16 protein-coding genes are annotated in these 17,484 nt (G+C 50.0%); 15 read left to right on the top strand and 1 reads right to left on the bottom strand.

Annotation, left to right across the window (positions count from 1 at the left end; all coding sequences use genetic code 11):
* Positions 1-227 precede the first annotated feature (227 nt).
* From A6301_RS16440 to A6301_RS16385, 12 genes are all read left to right on the top strand, one after another.
* The gene (locus tag A6301_RS16440) at positions 228-1,178 is read left to right on the top strand and encodes a siderophore ABC transporter substrate-binding protein (protein WP_107168263.1); all 951 of its coding nucleotides are present in this window, start codon (positions 228-230) and stop codon (positions 1,176-1,178) included.
* Positions 1,179-1,199: 21 nt separating this feature from the next.
* The gene (locus A6301_RS16435) at positions 1,200-2,159 is read left to right on the top strand and encodes an ABC transporter permease (RefSeq protein ID WP_107168262.1); all 960 of its coding nucleotides are present in this window, start codon (positions 1,200-1,202) and stop codon (positions 2,157-2,159) included.
* Complete coding sequence (locus tag A6301_RS16430) at positions 2,149-3,156, top strand: iron chelate uptake ABC transporter family permease subunit (RefSeq protein ID WP_234258280.1); 1,008 nt, start codon at positions 2,149-2,151, stop codon at positions 3,154-3,156. Before A6301_RS16435 ends, A6301_RS16430 begins: the two co-directional genes overlap by 11 nt.
* On the top strand, positions 3,153-3,911 hold the full coding sequence (locus A6301_RS16425; RefSeq protein WP_005967624.1) for an ABC transporter ATP-binding protein: 759 nt from the start codon (positions 3,153-3,155) through the stop codon (positions 3,909-3,911). Before A6301_RS16430 ends, A6301_RS16425 begins: the two co-directional genes overlap by 4 nt.
* Before the next feature lie 329 nt (positions 3,912-4,240).
* The gene (gene tmaR / locus A6301_RS16420; protein ID WP_005967626.1) at positions 4,241-4,558 is read left to right on the top strand and encodes a PTS system regulator TmaR; all 318 of its coding nucleotides are present in this window, start codon (positions 4,241-4,243) and stop codon (positions 4,556-4,558) included.
* Positions 4,559-4,873: 315 nt separating this feature from the next.
* Positions 4,874-7,147: a ComEC family protein gene (locus A6301_RS16415; protein WP_234258388.1), complete on the top strand. Its 2,274-nt coding sequence runs from the start codon at positions 4,874-4,876 to the stop codon at positions 7,145-7,147.
* Between the two features lie 37 nt (positions 7,148-7,184).
* Positions 7,185-8,933 carry a lipid A ABC transporter ATP-binding protein/permease MsbA gene (gene msbA, locus A6301_RS16410; RefSeq protein ID WP_205543336.1) on the top strand — a complete coding sequence of 583 codons (1,749 nt, stop codon included), beginning with the start codon at positions 7,185-7,187 and terminating at the stop codon, positions 8,931-8,933.
* Positions 8,930-9,934, top strand: coding sequence for a tetraacyldisaccharide 4'-kinase (gene lpxK, locus A6301_RS16405; RefSeq protein ID WP_234258279.1), 1,005 nt, complete (start codon positions 8,930-8,932; stop codon positions 9,932-9,934). Before msbA ends, lpxK begins: the two co-directional genes overlap by 4 nt.
* Positions 9,935-10,041: 107 nt before the next feature.
* The gene (locus A6301_RS16400) at positions 10,042-10,224 is read left to right on the top strand and encodes a Trm112 family protein (protein ID WP_107168257.1); all 183 of its coding nucleotides are present in this window, start codon (positions 10,042-10,044) and stop codon (positions 10,222-10,224) included.
* Positions 10,221-10,973, top strand: a complete 753-nt coding sequence (kdsB, locus tag A6301_RS16395; protein ID WP_205542228.1) for a 3-deoxy-manno-octulosonate cytidylyltransferase — start codon at positions 10,221-10,223, stop codon at positions 10,971-10,973. The genes A6301_RS16400 and kdsB overlap by 4 nt, the downstream gene beginning before the upstream one ends.
* A gap of 303 nt (positions 10,974-11,276) precedes the next feature.
* On the top strand, positions 11,277-12,590 hold the full coding sequence (pelN, locus tag A6301_RS16390; RefSeq protein ID WP_234258278.1) for a pectate lyase PelN: 1,314 nt from the start codon (positions 11,277-11,279) through the stop codon (positions 12,588-12,590).
* 212 nt (positions 12,591-12,802) lie between these two features.
* Positions 12,803-13,696, top strand: coding sequence for a YcbJ family phosphotransferase (locus A6301_RS16385; protein ID WP_107168254.1), 894 nt, complete (start codon positions 12,803-12,805; stop codon positions 13,694-13,696).
* On the opposite strand, the gene elyC is transcribed toward A6301_RS16385, so the two are convergent.
* A complete protein-coding gene (gene elyC / locus A6301_RS16380) occupies positions 13,648-14,496 on the bottom strand; it encodes an envelope biogenesis factor ElyC (protein WP_107168253.1) in 849 nt (282 codons plus the stop codon). The genes A6301_RS16385 and elyC overlap by 49 nt on opposite strands.
* Positions 14,497-14,663: 167 nt before the next feature.
* On the opposite strand from elyC, the gene cmoM reads away from it, so the two are divergent.
* From cmoM to mukE, 3 genes are read left to right on the top strand one after another with little or no spacing between them, the layout of a single operon-like run.
* Positions 14,664-15,449 carry a tRNA uridine 5-oxyacetic acid(34) methyltransferase CmoM gene (gene cmoM, locus A6301_RS16375; RefSeq protein WP_107168252.1) on the top strand — a complete coding sequence of 262 codons (786 nt, stop codon included), beginning with the start codon at positions 14,664-14,666 and terminating at the stop codon, positions 15,447-15,449.
* Positions 15,446-16,771: a chromosome partition protein MukF gene (mukF, locus tag A6301_RS16370; protein ID WP_234258277.1), complete on the top strand. Its 1,326-nt coding sequence runs from the start codon at positions 15,446-15,448 to the stop codon at positions 16,769-16,771. The genes cmoM and mukF overlap by 4 nt, the downstream gene beginning before the upstream one ends.
* On the top strand, positions 16,752-17,474 hold the full coding sequence (gene mukE / locus A6301_RS16365; protein ID WP_010277044.1) for a chromosome partition protein MukE: 723 nt from the start codon (positions 16,752-16,754) through the stop codon (positions 17,472-17,474). The genes mukF and mukE overlap by 20 nt, the downstream gene beginning before the upstream one ends.
* Positions 17,475-17,484: the final 10 nt, after the last annotated feature.

Genomic DNA, 17,484 nt, shown 5'->3' with positions numbered 1-17,484 from the left:
TCGGGCAAAACAGGCTGGAAAATGACAAGGATACCATTGAATCGACTTTTCTGCGGCGCTTTCCTGATTTGCATCACTTCCCTGACTTACATCAATAGGAGGGTAGACATAATCGCTAGGCATGAGTGTGTCCATTCGGTTACAATTTTCGCTCTAATGCGAATGATAATTAAATTCGATGATTAGTGAAATTATCTCAATGCTTAATTCCGATAAAGGAGAAAAGAATGCGGTTTCCCTCGATGATAAAAATGACGCTGCTGGCTTCCGCGTTAGTGGTCGCTGGCTGCGATCAGTCAGATTCAGCACCTACGGCAAGCAACACCGTTACAATCGAACATACAAAAGGTGTGACGCAGGTTCCAGTGAATCCGAAAAAAGTCATCGTGTTTGATACCGCCATTCTGGATACGTTGACCGCGTTGAACATTGATATTGCCGGCGTGCCACAGGGCGATGCAAAAATATTTCCCGATGTCTTAGCCCAATATAAAGATAGCAAGTACCTGAATGCAGGCACGCTGTTTGAACCTAACTATGAAGCGATTAGCAGTGCAGCACCTGATTTAATCATTGGTGGTGGCCGTGCTCGCGACGCGTATGACAAATTGAATGCGATCGCCCCGACGATTGCCTTAGATATCGACGATCATCAATTTATGACCAGCTTTACGCAGCGCGTCGAACAACTGGGTGAAATTTTTAGCAAGCAAGACGAAGCGAAAGCCAAACTGGATGACTTTAAACAGCGTATTGCTCAAACGCATGAAAAAGCCGATAAAGCAGGTACGGCGTTGTTAGTGATGGTGACAGGCGGAAAAATGTCGGCATATGGCCCGAAATCTCGTTTCGGCTTTGTGTTTGATGAATTGGGATTTAAACCGGCAACGGAATTCCCTGATTCGGGTCGCCACGGTAATGTCGTGACGTCCGAACTGCTGTTGAGCGCTAACCCAGATTGGCTATTTGTTTTCGATCGTGACAGCGCCATTGGCAACCAGAAGGAAGGCCAATCAGCAAAACAGGTTCTGGATAACCCATTGGTGAATAAAACCAATGCCTGGCAGAATAACCGCGTGATTTACCTTGACTCCTCTTCGATTTACATCGCGGGTGGGCTGCAAAGCTATCTGCGTCTGATCGACGATGTTAATAAAGCCCTTGATGCCAAACCCTAAAGCAGCGTCGTGACTTCGGTAATGAAAGCGTTTTATTTTTCAACGGGTATCATCTTCATGTTGGGGATGATTACCACCAGCCTGTTTGTTGGGGCAGGGCAAGTCACGTTTGATGCGGTCTGGACCGACCCAATGATGCGTGACATTTTCTTTATCAGCCGTGTTCCACGCACGCTGGCACTGCTCTTGGCTGGGAGTGCCATGAGCGTCGCCGGGTTGATCATGCAATTGCTTACGCAGAACCGCTTTGTCGAACCTTCGCTGGCTGGTACCACCCAGTCTGCGGGGTTTGGCCTACTGGTTGTGATGGTGATTGCGCCCTCGGCTTCCCTGATGGTGAAAATGGTTGTTGCCAGCGTCTTTGCGATGGTTGGCACGTTACTGTTTATGATGCTGTTGCGGCGTATTGTCCTCAAATCAGCGCTGGTTGTACCTCTGGTTGGGATCATGCTGGGGTCGGTAATCGGTGCGGTGACCACATTCGGCGCAATGCATTATGACCTGTTGCAGTCGCTTGGCAGTTGGGAAGCAGGAGATTTTTCTGGCATTTTACAAGGGCGATATGAACTGCTCTGGCTGGTGGGAGGACTCACGTTATTGGCATGTTGGACAGCAGATCGCTTTACCGTTGCTGGGATGGGACGTGAGTTTTCTGTCAATGTCGGCCTGAACTATCGAAAGGTTATGCTGCTGGGGCTGTCCATCATTGCGGTGATTAGCGGCGTCGTTGTCGTTGTCGTGGGCGCATTGCCGTTTCTGGGGCTGATCGTGCCGAACCTCATCAGTATGCTGATGGGCGATAACGTACGAAAAACTATCCCTTGGGTCTGTTTGCTTGGCGGTGGTCTCGTGCTGTTGTGCGATATCATTGGCCGTGTGGTGCGTTATCCGTTTGAGATCCCGGTGAGTGTTATTCTGGGTGTGATTGGTGCCGTCGTGTTCCTTCTCCTGTTGTTGAGTCAGAAACGTCATGTCAGTTAATGAATTCAAAGTTGATACCCACACTGCCGCTGCGCCCGTGGTGCGTAGCACGGTACCTTATCGGCGTTTGTGGTGGTTGAGTGCGCTGGCATTAGCGGCAATCGTGGTGTTCATGACCATTAATCTGGGCGGTAACCTGCGCTACATCCTTATACACCGTAGTTTGATTTTATCCACGATGGTGTTGGTGGCGTTTGCGGCTGGTGTGTCAACGGTACTGTTCCAGACGGTGACCAATAATCGCATTCTCACGCCCTCTATCATGGGGTTTGAGGCGCTGTTTGTCCTGCTGCAAACTGCGGTTCTGTTCTTCTTTGGGGTGCAAGGCATTACGGCGGTCGGTGTCAGCGGTAAGTTTATCCTCGAAGCGTTGCTGCTGGTGCTGTTTTCCTCACTACTCTATCGTGGCCTGTTTACCGGGCGTCACAGTAACCTGCATCTGGTTCTGCTGGTTGGCATCATTTGCGGAACATTGTTTCGCAGCGCCTCCAGCCTGATGCAACGCCTCCTGACACCCAGTGAGTTTGCGGTACTGCAAGGCCGAATGTTTGCCACCTTCACCCGTGCAGCGCCGGAACTGATTGCGCTGTCTGCTGTGATAATACTGATTGTTGCCTTGTACGTGTGGCGTTTGCGTTTCCAACTGGATGTGCTTGCGCTGGGGAAAAACACGGCGATTAATCTGGGCATCGCGTACAAACGTCATGTGACAGTGGTGCTGTTGTTGGTGTCAGTGCTCGTTGCTATTTCGACGGCGCTGGTGGGGCCGTTAACCTTTTTAGGATTTATGGTGGCGAATTTAGCCTATCTGATAGCCGGTTCCAGTCAGCATCGCATTTTGCTGCCTACTGCGTTTTTACTTGGCATTATCGCATTAGTCGGAGGGCAGCTGATTCTGGAACATCTGTTGGGTATGGCAGGGGTGCTATCTGTGGTGCTCGAGTTTATCGGTGGATCGCTGTTTATTGTGTTGCTACTGAAAAAGGTTTCCGTGTGATTGAGATCGGCAATGTAACTAAAACGTATAATAACGTGACGGTATTGAATAATGTCACGGCGACGGTGCCCCGCGGTGGCGTCACGTCGATTATTGGCCCGAATGGCGCGGGAAAGTCGACACTATTGTCCATCATCAGCCGTCTGCTGGATGCGGATCAAGGGCAGGTAAAAGTTAACGGCATGGATGTCATGACAACGCCAAGCGATAAGCTGGCAACATGCTTGTCCGTTCTACGGCAGGAAAATCAGTTTACCAGCCGCCTAACGGTAGCAGAATTGGTAGGCTTCGGACGCTATCCCTACACCAAAGGGCGGCTGAACGCGGATGACCAAGAACGCATTAGTGCCGCGCTGGCTTTCCTCAACTTGACTGAGCTGAAAGATCGTTTTCTAGATGAGCTTTCCGGTGGTCAGCGGCAGCGGGCCTATGTTGCGATGGTGCTGTGTCAGGATACGGAGTATGTGTTACTGGATGAGCCGCTGAATAATCTGGATATGAAACACGCTGTGGCGATGATGAAGCAGATTCGCCGTGCGGCCGATGAGCTAGGTAAAACCATCGTACTGGTTATCCACGATATCAACTTTGCTTCCGCCTATTCGGACTACATTATTGCTATGCGCAAAGGGCAGATTATCTACACGGGAAAACCGAAAGACATCATGGTATCCGACGTGCTGGAAGACATTTTCGATACAGAAGTCGCTATTGAAGAGGTTCATAATCAGCGCATCGCGGTATATTACCGCTAAATACCCGTCATACTTCAAGCCGCATGTACGTTGTCAATACTCGGCTCATATTTGAGCCTCGCCCTAAAGGGCCGCCGCAAGCGACGTTCAAATTGACTAAGTCAATTTGTCCTTACTCGCCCCAGTCGCTTACTTGAGTAAGCGACTGGGGACTCTTGCGGTTGCCGCCTGCATGCAACTCGAATTATTTAGGGTATGGTTTGGTGACAGAGTGTCCGCTTGGTGATGTGTGAGCGCAAAGGGCGTAAGCACTGCTTGAAAGACGTTGGGTAGAACCTGTATGGTGAATGCATAAAGAATTTGTGTATGACTTAAGGTAAGGGCAAAAGATGGATAAGGACACTAAGCCGTGTTTCCAGGATGTGCTGGAATTCGTGCGTATGTTTCGTCGTAAAAACAAGCTTCAGCGTGAAATCGTCGACAACGAAAAGAAAATTCGTGATAACCAGAAGCGTGTTCTGCTGCTGGACAACCTGAGCGAATATCTTAAACCTGGCATGTCCATTGAGGACGTGCAAAATATCATCGCTAACATGCGCGGTGATTATGAAGACCGCGTTGACGACTACATCATCAAAAACGCCGATCTGTCGAAAGAGCGTCGTGAATTGTCTAAAAAGCTGAAAGCGATGGGCGAAGTTAAGTAACCTGACGCCCCGTTTTTTGCGGTAAATAGCCACTGTAAAAGGATCGCTTATGCGGTCCTTTTTCTTTTTGATTTGTACCCGCCTGATCATTGACTTCTTTCTGTTCGACCCATTTTCAGTCAATGGTAATCGTATCGAACGCCGGAAAACTGGAATCCAGTTCGCACGGCGGATGCTATTTTTTGCAACTTAACCGCTTTTTTGCGAGATGTTTCCCCACCCGAATTTTCCGTTCTGTTGCGTTAACCTGAGTTGCTGCAATATCCCAGAACGAACCGCAGGAAGAGAGGGAATGCTGTGTTATGGCAAAGGACGATGTCGGTCAATGGCCTGGCTTGGGCTGGCGTACTAGGTATATTACCGCTACTTTTTTTACCGCAGATTCCAGCGCAAACGCCGCTGTGGTGGGGCGGTGGTCTGTCCCTTTGTGTGATATTGGTAGGGCATCGCTACGCGTGGATATGCTTTGTGGCGATTGTTGCCACAAGTTTTTGCTGGGCCTCGTTGAATGCTCAAACCCTGCTATTGCAAATCGAACGCTTCACACAGGATTCGGTTAGCACCGTCGTCACCATAAGCAGTATACGTTTTAGTGAACATGATGATGCTTGGGTCACGGTGAGGTTGGAAAAAGTGAATCAGCGTTGGGTCTTCCCCCCAGTGTATGCACAACTGATCTTATCACCTGAGATGAAAAACTGGTGCGGTGGACAACGCTGGGTAATCACGGCCAATTTTCGACCCATGCATAGTCGCTTAAATGAAGGCGGTTTTGATAGTCAGCGCTGGGCAGTGGCTAAACGACAACCGCTATCGGGTCGCGTGCTCGCTGCACATGTGGTTGATAGCCATTGTGATCTTCGTCAGCGTACGATCGCAAAGGCAGAACAGCAGGTACAGAGATTACCTTGGCGTTCTATTTTACTGGCGTTGACGTTTGGTGAGATGAAAACGGTGAGCCCTGAGCTCAAAACGCGACTTCAGAATACCGGAACGATGCACCTAATGGCGATTTCCGGCCTTCATATTGTGCTTGCTGGCCTGTTTGGTTGGGTAATCGTGCGAGCGTTACAGTATGGCTTCCCTGTGCGATGGATTGGCTATCGTCTCCCACTATTGACGAGCATCATGGTTGCTTGGGGATATGTCTGGTTGGCAGGGGGAAACCCACCGGCGGTGCGTTCTGCATTAGCACTTAGCGTATGGGTCGGCCTAAAAATGCGGGGTGTTAACTGTTCAGCCTGGCAGGTTTGGCTATGGTGTATCGCATTGATTCTGGTCAGCGATCCACTAAGCGCGCTATCAGACAGTTTTTGGCTATCTTGTCTTGCGGTGGCCTCGCTGATTTTTTGGTTTCAATGGGTGCCACTTTCCCATCGGTTACAGACTCAGCGACGGTGGTTCTGGCTACGATGGCTTCATCTGCAAACGGGGATCACACTGTTATTGATGCCCTTGCAGTTGCATATTTTCCACGGTTTTAGCATTACCTCTCTGCCTGCCAACCTTTGGGCTGTGCCTTTAGTCACCTTTGTTACCACGCCGCTTATTCTACTGGCATTGAGCACGATTACGTTCTCACCACTGAGCGAAAGGCTTTGGCAACTGGCGGATATTTCACTGCAAGTGGTATTTGCACCGTTGATGTATCTACAGACGGGGTGGGTTTATCTTGATGCGTCGCTGCTACTCGTGAGTGTTGCGGGGTGGGGCGCAGTTGTGATTTGGCGCTTTAGCTGGTGGCGACACTATCCCATGAACGTTTGCGCTCTGATTGTTATTTTATTGGTTTTTCGCATAAAAAATGATGAACCGGAGTGGCGTGTGGACATGCTGGATGTTGGCCATGGTTTGGCAGTCGTGATCGAACAACGTGGGAAGGCGGTGTTGTACGATACGGGAAACCGCTGGGAGGGGGGAGATATGGCAACGCGAGAAATTTTACCCTACCTGCGGTGGCGTGGCGTCGATGTGGAAAAAATCATTCTGAGCCACAGCCATATGGATCACATCGGTGGTCTGGAAACGTTACAGGCCGCTTATCCTGACGCCGCGATCTATAGCGCTATCAACACGGTGAATCATCGTTCTTGCCTACGTGGCGAACGTTGGCGCTGGCAAAATCTCACGTTTACCGTGCTGTGGCCACTCGCGCTCGTCGAAAGGGCGGAAAATAATGATTCCTGTGTTATCCGCGTTGATGATGGTAAACACAGTGTTCTACTGACGGGCGATTTGGAGTCGGATGCGGAAAAAGCACTGATGAGAGTAGAACGCAGTGCGTTGCGTGCGAATTTGTTACAAATCCCCCATCATGGCAGTAAAACCTCTTCGTCCCCTCCCTTTATTCGAGCGGTTAGCGCCGACGTTGTGATGGCGTCGGCGGCGCGTTATAACCCGTGGCGACTGCCTTCAGTAAAAATTGTTGAGCGATATCGGCAATATGGCTACTCATGGCTGGATACTGCATCATCTGGTCAACTAAGCGCTCGTTTTTTCAGCGATTCGTGGCGTATTCTGCGGTTCAGGGATCACATATCGCCTCGTTGGTATCATCAGTGGTTTGGCGTCGGACGGTATAATGAGTAAAATGGTCGGCTATTTCTTCCCGATTCAGGTTCACTACATGCTGAATGATAAAGATCTCTCCACCTGGCAGACCTTTCGCCGCCTATGGCCGATGATCTCTCCTTTTAAGGCAGGGCTTGCTGCTGCTGCAATCGCACTCATTATTAATGCAGCTGGCGATACATTAATGCTCTCTCTGCTTAAACCCTTGCTGGATGAAGGATTCGGCAAAACTGATCGTTCGGTATTACTCTGGATGCCACTGGTTGTTATTGGGTTGATGTTAGTGAGGGGGCTATCAGGCTTTGTCTCCAGCTATTGCGTTGCCTGGGTTTCCGGCAAAGTGGTGATGAATATGCGCCGCCGCCTTTTTTCCCACATTATGGGGATGCCGGTCGCGTTTTTCGACCAACAGTCGACAGGGACGCTGTTATCCCGTATCACCTATGATTCTGAGCAGGTTGCGGCTTCGTCATCTGGCGCGTTGATTACCGTCGTCAGAGAAGGCGCGTCAATCATCGGCCTGTTTATTCTGATGTTCTACTACAGCTGGCAATTGTCCATCATCCTGATTGTGATTGCGCCGATTGTGTCGATCGCTATGCGTCTGGTGTCCAAACGGTTCCGTAATATCAGTAAAAACATGCAGGATACAATGGGGCACGTCACCACCAGCACGGAGCAAATGCTTAAAGGGCATAAAGAAGTGCTAATGTTTGGCGGTCAGGAAGTTGAAACCAAACGTTTCGATCAGGTCAGCAACCGGATGCGTCAGCAGGGCATGAAGATGGTATCCGCCTCTTCAATTTCCGATCCTATCATTCAGTTGATCGCGTCGCTGGCGCTGGCGTTTGTCTTGTATGCTGCCAGTTTCCCTAGCGTGATGGAGACATTGACTGCCGGGACGATCACGGTGGTGTTCTCTTCCATGATCGCGCTGATGCGTCCGTTAAAGTCACTAACTAACGTGAATGCCCAGTTCCAGCGCGGGATGGCCGCGTGCCAAACATTGTTCGCTATCCTGGACATGGAGCAGGAGCGTGATACTGGCAAATTGGAAATCGAACGAGCGAAAGGTGACCTCGAATTCCGTCAGGTTAATTTCGCTTACCCGGGAAGAGAAAATCTGGCGCTGAAAAATATCAATCTGCATGTCCCCGTTGGTAAAACGGTGGCATTGGTTGGTCGCTCTGGTTCAGGTAAATCGACAATTGCTAGTTTGATCACACGTTTTTACGATATTCAGTCTGGTGAGATTTTACTTGATGGCCATGACTTGCGCGAATATCGCTTGTCTTCCTTGCGTAATCAGGTGGCGTTGGTTTCTCAGAATGTGCACCTATTTAACGATACGATAGCGAACAATATCGCCTATGCCCGTAATGAACACTATAGCCGTGAGGAAATTGAGCGTGCGGCGAAAATGGCATATGCGACCGATTTCATCAACAAGATGGAAAATGGCCTGGACACGGTTATTGGTGAAAATGGTGTGATGCTCTCAGGCGGTCAACGCCAACGTATCGCTATTGCTCGTGCGCTACTGCGCGATAGCCCGATCCTGATATTGGATGAGGCTACGTCGGCGTTGGACACCGAATCTGAACGCGCGATTCAGGCAGCGTTAGATGAGTTGCAGAAAGATCGTACTGCTCTGGTGATTGCGCACCGTCTTTCCACGATTGAAAAAGCAGATGAAATTCTGGTGGTTGAAGATGGCAGAATCATTGAACGCGGTAACCATGCTGCGTTGTTAGCGACGAACGGCGCCTATGCCCAGTTGCATAGAATGCAGTTTGGCGAATGATTGAGCGTATTTGGTCCGGGCAGTCGCGGCTCTATTGGCTGTTACTGCCGCTTGCGTGGCTATACGGACTCATCACTTTTCTGATCCGCCAGAGCTATCGGCTAGGGTGGCGGAAAAGCTGGCGATCTCCCGTTCCTGTCGTGGTCGTGGGAAATTTGACGGCTGGCGGCAATGGGAAAACACCAGTAGTCATTTGGCTCGTCGAACGACTGCAACACAGAGGTTACCGTGTTGGTGTGGTGTCACGTGGGTACGGTGGAAAAGCAGAGCGCTATCCACTACTGCTAGATGAGTCGGTGACGACGGTACAGGCAGGTGATGAGCCAGTGTTGATTTTCCAACGTACAGGCGCGCCTGTTGCGGTTGCCCCCCAACGCCGGGATGCCGTGAAGGCATTATTGGCTCGCTACACGTTAGATGTGGTGATTACCGACGATGGGTTACAGCACTATGCGTTGGCAAGAGATATCGAACTGGTTGTGATTGACGGGATGCGGCGTTTTGGCAACGGTTGGTGGCTGCCGGCTGGGCCGATGCGGGAACGAGAAAGTCGTCTGGCATCGGTGGATGCCGTCATTGTTAACGGTGGCACTCCGCGAACAAATGAGATAGGAATGATATTAACGGCGCGGATGGCAGTTAACTTATTGTCAGGTGAATCCCGCCCGCTTAGCCTATTGCGTGATGTGGTTGCGATGGCGGGTATCGGACACCCTCCGCGTTTTTTTGCTACGTTGCGTGATGCAGGCGTCAGCATTGTGCGTGAAGTCGCTTTTGCCGATCATCAATCGTACCAGTCAGAACAGCTTGAATCGTTGACTCAAGATGCGCTTCAGCCGCTGTTGATGACGGAAAAAGATGCCGTAAAATGCAGGGCGTTCGCTAAAGATAACTGGTGGTATTTGCCCGTTGATGCGGTGTTAGCTGAGCCTGATGACTCACAATTACTTGATAAAATTGAACGTGTTATTAACCGTAATGCCCGGCAAAAAGTGAATTAATCTGTTGCCACGGCTTTAACTATCCCTGTAGGTAACACACCTCATTAGATCGTTGCTATAGCGATAAAGAAAATGTCGGTCATCGATCGGCCAAAGATGGAGGAAGCATGGATCACCGTTTACTTGAGATTGTTGCCTGTCCTGTTTGTAATGGTCGGCTGTACTTTAATAAAGAGAAACTGGAATTGATATGCAAGGTCGATGGTTTGGCCTACCCAGTTCGTGATGGTATCCCCGTGCTACTGGAAAACGAAGCGCGTAAACTTGGGGCTGACGAGACAGCACAATGACTTTTACTGTGATTATCCCTGCGCGTTTTGCGTCAAGTCGACTGCCTGGGAAACCGCTCGCGGACATCAACGGCAAACCGATGGTCGTCCATGTGATGGAGCGGGCGCTGGAGTCGGGGGCGCAGCGCGTTATCGTGGCTACCGATCATCCCGATGTTGAGATTGCCGTGCGACAAGCTGGTGGTGAAGTCTGTCTGACCCGCGCCGATCATAATTCTGGCACAGAACGTCTGGCTGAAGTCATCGAGCAGTACGGCTTTGCCGATGATGACATCATCGTTAACGTTCAGGGCGATGAGCCACTTATTCCTTCCGTGATTATTCATCAGGTGGCAGAAAATCTCGCAGCAAGTAAAGCGGGAATGGCAACGCTGGCAGTGCCGATTGAAACCAGCGAAGAAGCATTCAATCCAAATGCGGTAAAAGTGGTTACCGACGCTGAGGGATACGCGCTGTATTTTTCTCGTGCGACAATTCCCTGGGACAGAGAGCGTTTTGCTCAGTCTAAAGAAGCGATTGGCGATCATTTCCTGCGTCATATTGGTATCTATGCTTACCGAGCTGGCTTTGTGCGACGCTATGTCACCTGGGCACCAAGCCAGCTAGAGCAAATCGAATTGCTGGAGCAACTGCGTGTGCTGTGGTACGGCGAGAAGATCCATGTGGCTGTCGCAAAAGCCGTTCCCAGCGTCGGTGTGGATACACCAGAAGATCTAGCCCGTGTGCGACAAATTATGGGTGGACAGTAAAACCCGTCACACTAACCAGCGATAAGCACGTCATGGGGAGCCTATCCTTATCGGAATAGACTTTACCCATGACGTTTTTCTTTATGCAATATTTTATCTTTTAAATTATTTAGCAATTATTTAGATAAGTATTCTTAAAAAATCCAAAATCATACAGAGCTGTTTTATTTTTGCAGGTAATTAATTTTCATTTTGAATTTACGTGCTGCGAGTGAAACTTTTATTTTTATATTTAAATGCTACTATCAATTTGCCATGTTTTCGCATGGCATTTTCTTTATTTCAACTAAGGATGGTAATAATATGAATGCTAAACGTTATATCGCAAAAATTTTCCTCGGCGGTATGTTAATGGGGGCTGCGGCTGGCACTAGCGCGGCGGTTTATTACATGGCCCCCAACGGCAATGACGCGAATAATGGTACTAAGAACTCCCCTTGGAAAACGATCGATCGTGCACAGAAGACATTAAACCCTGGTGACCGCTTGTGGATACGCGGTGGTAAGTACGTGTTCACCAAAGGGCTGAACGTCTGTGCTACTCGTACCGATGTAGTTAATGCGATTACGCTGAGTAAGAGCGGTACAGAAGGTAAGCGTATTGAGTACTGGGCGTCTAGCGGAGAAGTCCCGATTTTTGATTTCAGCCAGATGCAAGATGATTGCCGGGTCAAAGGGTTTAACGTTGTTGCCGATTGGGTTTCCGTTAAAGGGCTGGAAATAACTGGCGTACCACAACGTAATAACCTTAACCATGAATCTTGGGGCGTGTGGATTAGAGGCAGTAATAATATATTCGAGCAGTTGAATATCCATCATATTATGGGTACAGGTTTGTTCATCCAGCGTGGGGGAAATAACCTGGTATTAAACAGTGACTCTCACCATAACTATGACCCACTGACATCTAATGGCGCTGGCCAAAGCGGGGACGGTTTTGGTGCGCATATCCCGGCGAATCAGCCTGGTAATATTTTCCGCGGTTGCCGGGCATGGTCAAATTCGGATGATGGTTTTGATTTAATTAATGCCTATTCTCCCGTGCTGATTGAAAACTCCTGGGCCTGGTCGCATGGTTATTTGCCGGGGACCACACAATCACTGGCTGCGGGTAACGGTAATGGTTTTAAAATCGGTGGTTATGGTGGCGTTTATGTGGCAAATGCGGTGAAACATACCGTGCGTAACTCGGTGGCGTTTTTAAATAAGGCGGCTGGTTTTTATGCTAATCACCATCCGGTAGCGAACGATTTCTTCAATAACACTGGCTATAAAAATAATCCTAATTTTAATATCCGCGGCATTGATGCAAATGGAAAAGCCATTGGGTTGGGTACGCTGCGCAACAATGTGTCTCACGGTGGTAAAGACTTGTCGTTCTCCGATGGCGCGAACATGCGCTATAACTCGTGGGATCTGAAGATTGCGGTATCAGATGCTGACTTCGAGAGCGTATCCGTGACCGGATGGGATGCGCCACGTCAGGCGGACGGCAGCTTGCCCGTATTGAAGAGCCTGCGTCTTGCGGCGGGGAGCGCGCTAATCAACAAGGGGGGAGATGTCAAACTGCCTTACAAAGGGTCAGCGCCAGATCTGGGGGCTTTTGAACGCGAATAGTGGTGAAATGTTAATACACTAGCCAGCCATTCACGGTATTCCCTGCTGACAGGCAGGGGATACCGCTGCAATAACGTTGCCAGGGCGTTCTTCCTGCTGTGTCCCCAACATGAAGTATGACGAGTATATTTGATCTGCGTTGAAGTATTTGTCCTCTGCTCGCCGCATCATGGTAAGTGGAGCTATTTGGCTCAACTGAGGTATAGCCGTTTATGGAACAGTTGAAATCAGAACTCAGTACGGTTTTGGGGGAAAGCCTCAGCCGGCTTGAGCGCATAAGCGAACAGCCCTATGCGGATCTGTATGCCTTGTATGATAAAGAAGGCAACGCCATTCCGTTGTTAGCTAAAAGTTATGTTTGTCAGGGTGTTGCGCAACAGGAAGCCTATAAGCTCTCGATGCTGGCACGTGAAGGTGATGCCCGTCTGCCAACCGTCTATGGGTTGGTTCTGACGCAGCAACAACCTTATCGGGAACTGTTGCTGATTGAGCGCTTACGTGGTGTATCGGTGGAAGCACCACCAAGAAACGGCCAGCGTTGGACGCTGCTGATGGATCAAATTGTTGAAAACGTATTGGCCTGGCACCGAATTGACAGTCATGGTTGTGTCGGTTCTGTCGATAGTACGCAGGACAACGATTGGTTCAGTTGGTATCAACAGCGTCTGGAAGTCTTGTGGGCTACGTTGCTCAATGTCAGCGCGCCGCAACTTACGCAGCAGGATCGTACCGTGCTTTATCGTTCTCGTCAGTGCCTGAAAATGTTGTTTGAGGATTTTGACGACAACTGTGTATTGGTGCATGGCAACCTTTCACTACGCAGTATGTTGAAGGATGCGCGTAGCGATCAGCTATTAGCGATGATTAATCCGGGGATGATGCTGTGGGCACCCAGAGAGTATGAGCTTTTCCGACTTTGCGAATCTGGCATGCCAGAGCAACTGCTTTATCACTACCTGAAACAGGCACCCGTTTCTGAATCCTTTGTTTACCGACGCTGGCTGTATGTGATTTGGGAAGCCGTGGCCCGCTATATTCACACGGGCCAATTGGATCGTCAGCTATTTGATGTGGCTTCTCGCGAGCTGTCTCCCTGGCTGGAATGAACCTGTGGTTGTTCGGCGTGATGAGGTACTGCCGTGGTTCCCTTTAGTAATTGCCAGAGACGACCTAGCGTTTCATACCAGGCGCGTTCACTGTGAGATAGGTAGTAAGCGGAAGGGAATACTTTTTCCCAGGGGTTAAGCGCAGACGTGATTGCCATCTGGTTCGCTGGAGCCGGAATGGGTGCTAGCCCTTGGGCTTGGAAAAATCGCATAGCGCGAGGCAGGTGGTTGGCTGAGGTCACCAGCAAGAAAGATCGATCGCCAACAATCTTAGCGGTTGCTGCCGCTTCTTCTTCCGTATCCTTCGGTGTATCCAGAATGACAATATCCTGTTGGGGAATGCCCAAACTTTCTGCGACCAGCGCCGCCGTTTTCGCGCTGCTGACAGGATTACCTTGCGCAGCTCCACCAGTAAAAATCAATTTAGCCCCGGGATTGGCATGGTAAAGACGAACGCCTTCCGTCACGCGCGGAAGGCTATTGCTAATGAGATTGGAGCTGGGTGCCCACTCTGCGTTATAGGTATACCCCCCTCCAAGCACGACAATATACTCGACGTTACCTGCTTGCGGCGTCTGTTGCCAGGTTGGGTAGTGTGATTCCAATGGTAGCAACAGCCGATCGGCAACAGGTTGCAGGCTGAGTAGAATAAGCATTAGCCAACTGACTAATATCATCGTTTTCCCTGTGCGTTGCCGTTGGGTAAACCAGAGCAGCAACAGGCCAACACCCATCAGAAGCAATAGCAATGGCAGGGGTTGCAAAAGGCCACCGACGAACTTTTTGAGTGTGAAAAGCATAGAATTGCATTCCTTTTGAGTGAAAAAACCGCATCCGGGAAGATATCATGCGGTAAGGCCATTTATTCTAAGCCAGCCTGTGCCAAAATGGCAGGCTGGAAAAATCGCATCGCGCAGACACGAGTTGCGCGAGCCATCCCCGTTTATATGATGCGGAACAATGACTGATGCAGGATCGCAATTTTAACGATATCGCGGAAAAATTTGCCCACAATATTTATGGCACAACGAAGGGGAGACTTCGGCTGGCGGTATTGTGGCAAGATCTTGACGGTCTTTTGGCCCAACTTCCGGCACGGCCTTTACGCATCCTTGATGCAGGAGGAGGGGAAGGGCAGATGGCCTGTCGTCTTGCAGCTTTAGGACATCAGGTATTGTTGTGCGATGTTTCCGATGAGATGATTCAGCGCGCTAAAAACGCAGCAGCGGCGCAGGGCGTCGCCCATAATATACGTTTTGTGCAGTGCGCCGCACAGGATGTCGCGCAATATATGGAAAGCCCCGCCGATCTGATATTGTTCCACGCGGTGCTGGAGTGGGTCGAGCAGCCTCAGCAGGCGCTGAAAATATTGTATGATTGCCTGTCGCCGGGTGGTGCGCTGTCGTTGATGTTTTATAACCATCATGGGCTATTGATGCGTAACATGGTGCTAGGCAACTTTGATTATGTTCAGGTTGGCATGCCGAAAAACAAACGGCGTTCGTTATCGCCAAATCACCCGCTGGACCCGCAAGAGGTGTACGGCTGGCTTGATGAGATGGGGATGACCATCAGCGGGAAAACCGGCGTGCGGGTGTTTCATGACTACTTGCAGAATAAGCAGCACCAGATTGATAAATTTGCCGACATTCTGGAGCTTGAGCAGCGGTATTGCCGACAAGAGCCTTTTGTGAGTTTGGGCCGTTATATCCATGTCATGGCGCATAAACCCCATTTGAAGGATGCATTATGAGTGATTTTTCCCAGACTGTACCCGAATTGGTCGCCTGGGCACGAAAAAACGATTTCTCCATTTCCCTCCCCACTGAACGCCTGGCGTTTTTGATGGCAATCGCCACGCTTAATGGCGAACGTATGGATGGTGAAATGAGTGAAGGTGAGCTGATTGATGCCTTCCGTCATGTGAGTCAGGGATTTGATCAGACGAACGAAACCATTACCGTCCGCGCGAATAACGCGATTAACGATCTGGTCCGTCAGCGGTTGCTTAACCGCTTTACCAGTGAACAGGCGGAAGGCAATGCGATTTATCGCCTGACCCCGCTGGGGATCGGCATTACGGATTATTACATCCGCCAGCGTGAGTTCTCGACGCTGAGGCTTTCTATGCAACTTTCTATCGTGGCACAGGAGCTTAGTCGTGCGGCTGATGCAGCGGAAGAAGACGGCGATGAGTTCCACTGGCACCGCAACGTATTTGCGCCGCTGAAATATTCCGTTGCTGAAATTTTTGACAGTATTGATTTGTCGCAGCGCGTGATGGATGAACAGCAGCAGGGCGTTAAAGACGATATCGCGGCGCTGCTAAACCAGGACTGGCGAGCAGCGATTGGTAGCTGTGAACAACTGCTGACGGAAACGTCATCTACGCTGCGTGAATTGCAGGATACGCTTGAAGCTGCTGGCGACAAATTACAGACGAGCCTGTTAAGTATTCAGGATGCGATTATGAATAATCCGCATAATCTGGAGTTTGTCGATAAGCTGGTATTCGACCTGCAAAATAAACTCGACCGCATTGTAAGTTGGGGACAGCAAACGATAGATCTGTGGATTGGGTATGACCGCCACGTACATAAATTTATTCGTACCGCGATCGATATGGATAAAAACCGCGTCTTTGCTCAGCGGTTGCGTCAGTCAGTGCAGAGCTACTTCGACAACCCTTGGGCGCTGACGTTTGCTAACGCGGATCGTCTGCTGGACATGCGTGATGAAGAACTGGCGTTGCGTAGTGAAGAAGTGACCGGCGAACTGCCGCCGGAACTGGAATACGAAGAGTTTAGTGAAATGCGCGAGCAGCTGATCGCGTTGGTCGAGCAGGCGCTGCATAAATATAAAGCGCAACAGATCCCGCTTGATTTAAGTGAAGTGATGCGTGAATACCTCGCGCAGTATCCTCGCTCGCGGCATTTTGATGTTGCCCGAATCGTGGTCGACCAGGCTGTACGTCTGGGCGTAGCCGAAACAGATTTCTCCGGATTGCCAGCACTGTGGCAGGCAATCAATGATTACGGAGCCAAGGTGCAGGCCCATGTCATCGACAAATATTGAACAATTTATGCCAGTAAAGCTGGCAACCGCGCTGTCGAATAACCTTTTTCCCGCGCTGGACAGCCAATTGCGCGCAGGGCGCCATATTGGTATTGAAGAACTGGAAAACCACGTATTTTTGATGGATTTCCAAGAGGTGCTGGAAGAGTTCTACAGCCGTTACAACGTGGAGTTGATCCGCGCGCCGGAAGGTTTTTTCTATCTGCGGCCACGCTCCACCACGCTGATTCCGCGCTCGGTGTTGTCTGAGCTGGATATGATGGTAGGGAAAATTCTCTGTTATCTCTATCTGAGCCCGGAACGTTTGGCGCACGAAGGCATTTTCAGCCAGCAGGAGCTGTATGAAGAACTGCTGAGTCTGGCGGATGAAAGTAAGCTGCTGAAGCTGGTTAACCAACGTTCCACCGGTTCCGATCTGGATCGTCAAAAATTGCAGGAAAAAGTCAGAACCTCGCTTAACCGCTTACGTCGGCTAGGCATGATCTACTTTATGGGTAATGACAGCAGCAAATTCAGAATTACCGAGTCGGTATTCCGCTTCGGGGCGGATGTGCGCAGCGGCGATGATGCCCGTGAAGCACAGCTACGCATGATTCGCGATGGTGAAGCGATGCCTGTTGAAGGTAGTTTGTCGCTGAAAGATGACAGCGACGATAACGATCGCACCGATGATACCGCGCCAGAAACGGGCGAGGATGAATAAGTGTTGAGGA

This window comes from Pectobacterium sp. IFB5596, from assembly GCF_021432585.1.
Lineage (GTDB): Bacteria > Pseudomonadota > Gammaproteobacteria > Enterobacterales > Enterobacteriaceae > Pectobacterium > Pectobacterium punjabense.
Note: the sequence above shows the minus strand (reverse complement) of the source record. Positions and strands in the feature narration are given on the sequence as shown.

Excerpts from the sequence above, each read along its gene's own strand:
- A6301_RS16440 (WP_107168263.1), top strand. The coding sequence starts at position 228 with ATGCGGTTTCCCTCGATGATAAAAATGACGCTGCTGGCTTCCGCGTTA.
- A6301_RS16435 (WP_107168262.1), top strand. The coding sequence starts at position 1,200 with ATGAAAGCGTTTTATTTTTCAACGGGTATCATCTTCATGTTGGGGATG.
- A6301_RS16430 (WP_234258280.1), top strand. The coding sequence starts at position 2,149 with ATGTCAGTTAATGAATTCAAAGTTGATACCCACACTGCCGCTGCGCCC.
- tmaR (WP_005967626.1), top strand. The coding sequence starts at position 4,241 with ATGGATAAGGACACTAAGCCGTGTTTCCAGGATGTGCTGGAATTCGTG.
- A6301_RS16415 (WP_234258388.1), top strand. The coding sequence starts at position 4,874 with ATGTCGGTCAATGGCCTGGCTTGGGCTGGCGTACTAGGTATATTACCG.
- msbA (WP_205543336.1), top strand. The coding sequence starts at position 7,185 with ATGCTGAATGATAAAGATCTCTCCACCTGGCAGACCTTTCGCCGCCTA.
- lpxK (WP_234258279.1), top strand. The coding sequence starts at position 8,930 with ATGATTGAGCGTATTTGGTCCGGGCAGTCGCGGCTCTATTGGCTGTTA.
- A6301_RS16400 (WP_107168257.1), top strand. The coding sequence starts at position 10,042 with ATGGATCACCGTTTACTTGAGATTGTTGCCTGTCCTGTTTGTAATGGT.
- kdsB (WP_205542228.1), top strand. The coding sequence starts at position 10,221 with ATGACTTTTACTGTGATTATCCCTGCGCGTTTTGCGTCAAGTCGACTG.
- pelN (WP_234258278.1), top strand. The coding sequence starts at position 11,277 with ATGAATGCTAAACGTTATATCGCAAAAATTTTCCTCGGCGGTATGTTA.
- A6301_RS16385 (WP_107168254.1), top strand. The coding sequence starts at position 12,803 with ATGGAACAGTTGAAATCAGAACTCAGTACGGTTTTGGGGGAAAGCCTC.
- elyC (WP_107168253.1), bottom strand. The coding sequence starts at position 14,496 with ATGCTTTTCACACTCAAAAAGTTCGTCGGTGGCCTTTTGCAACCCCTG.
- cmoM (WP_107168252.1), top strand. The coding sequence starts at position 14,664 with ATGCAGGATCGCAATTTTAACGATATCGCGGAAAAATTTGCCCACAAT.
- mukF (WP_234258277.1), top strand. The coding sequence starts at position 15,446 with ATGAGTGATTTTTCCCAGACTGTACCCGAATTGGTCGCCTGGGCACGA.
- mukE (WP_010277044.1), top strand. The coding sequence starts at position 16,752 with ATGTCATCGACAAATATTGAACAATTTATGCCAGTAAAGCTGGCAACC.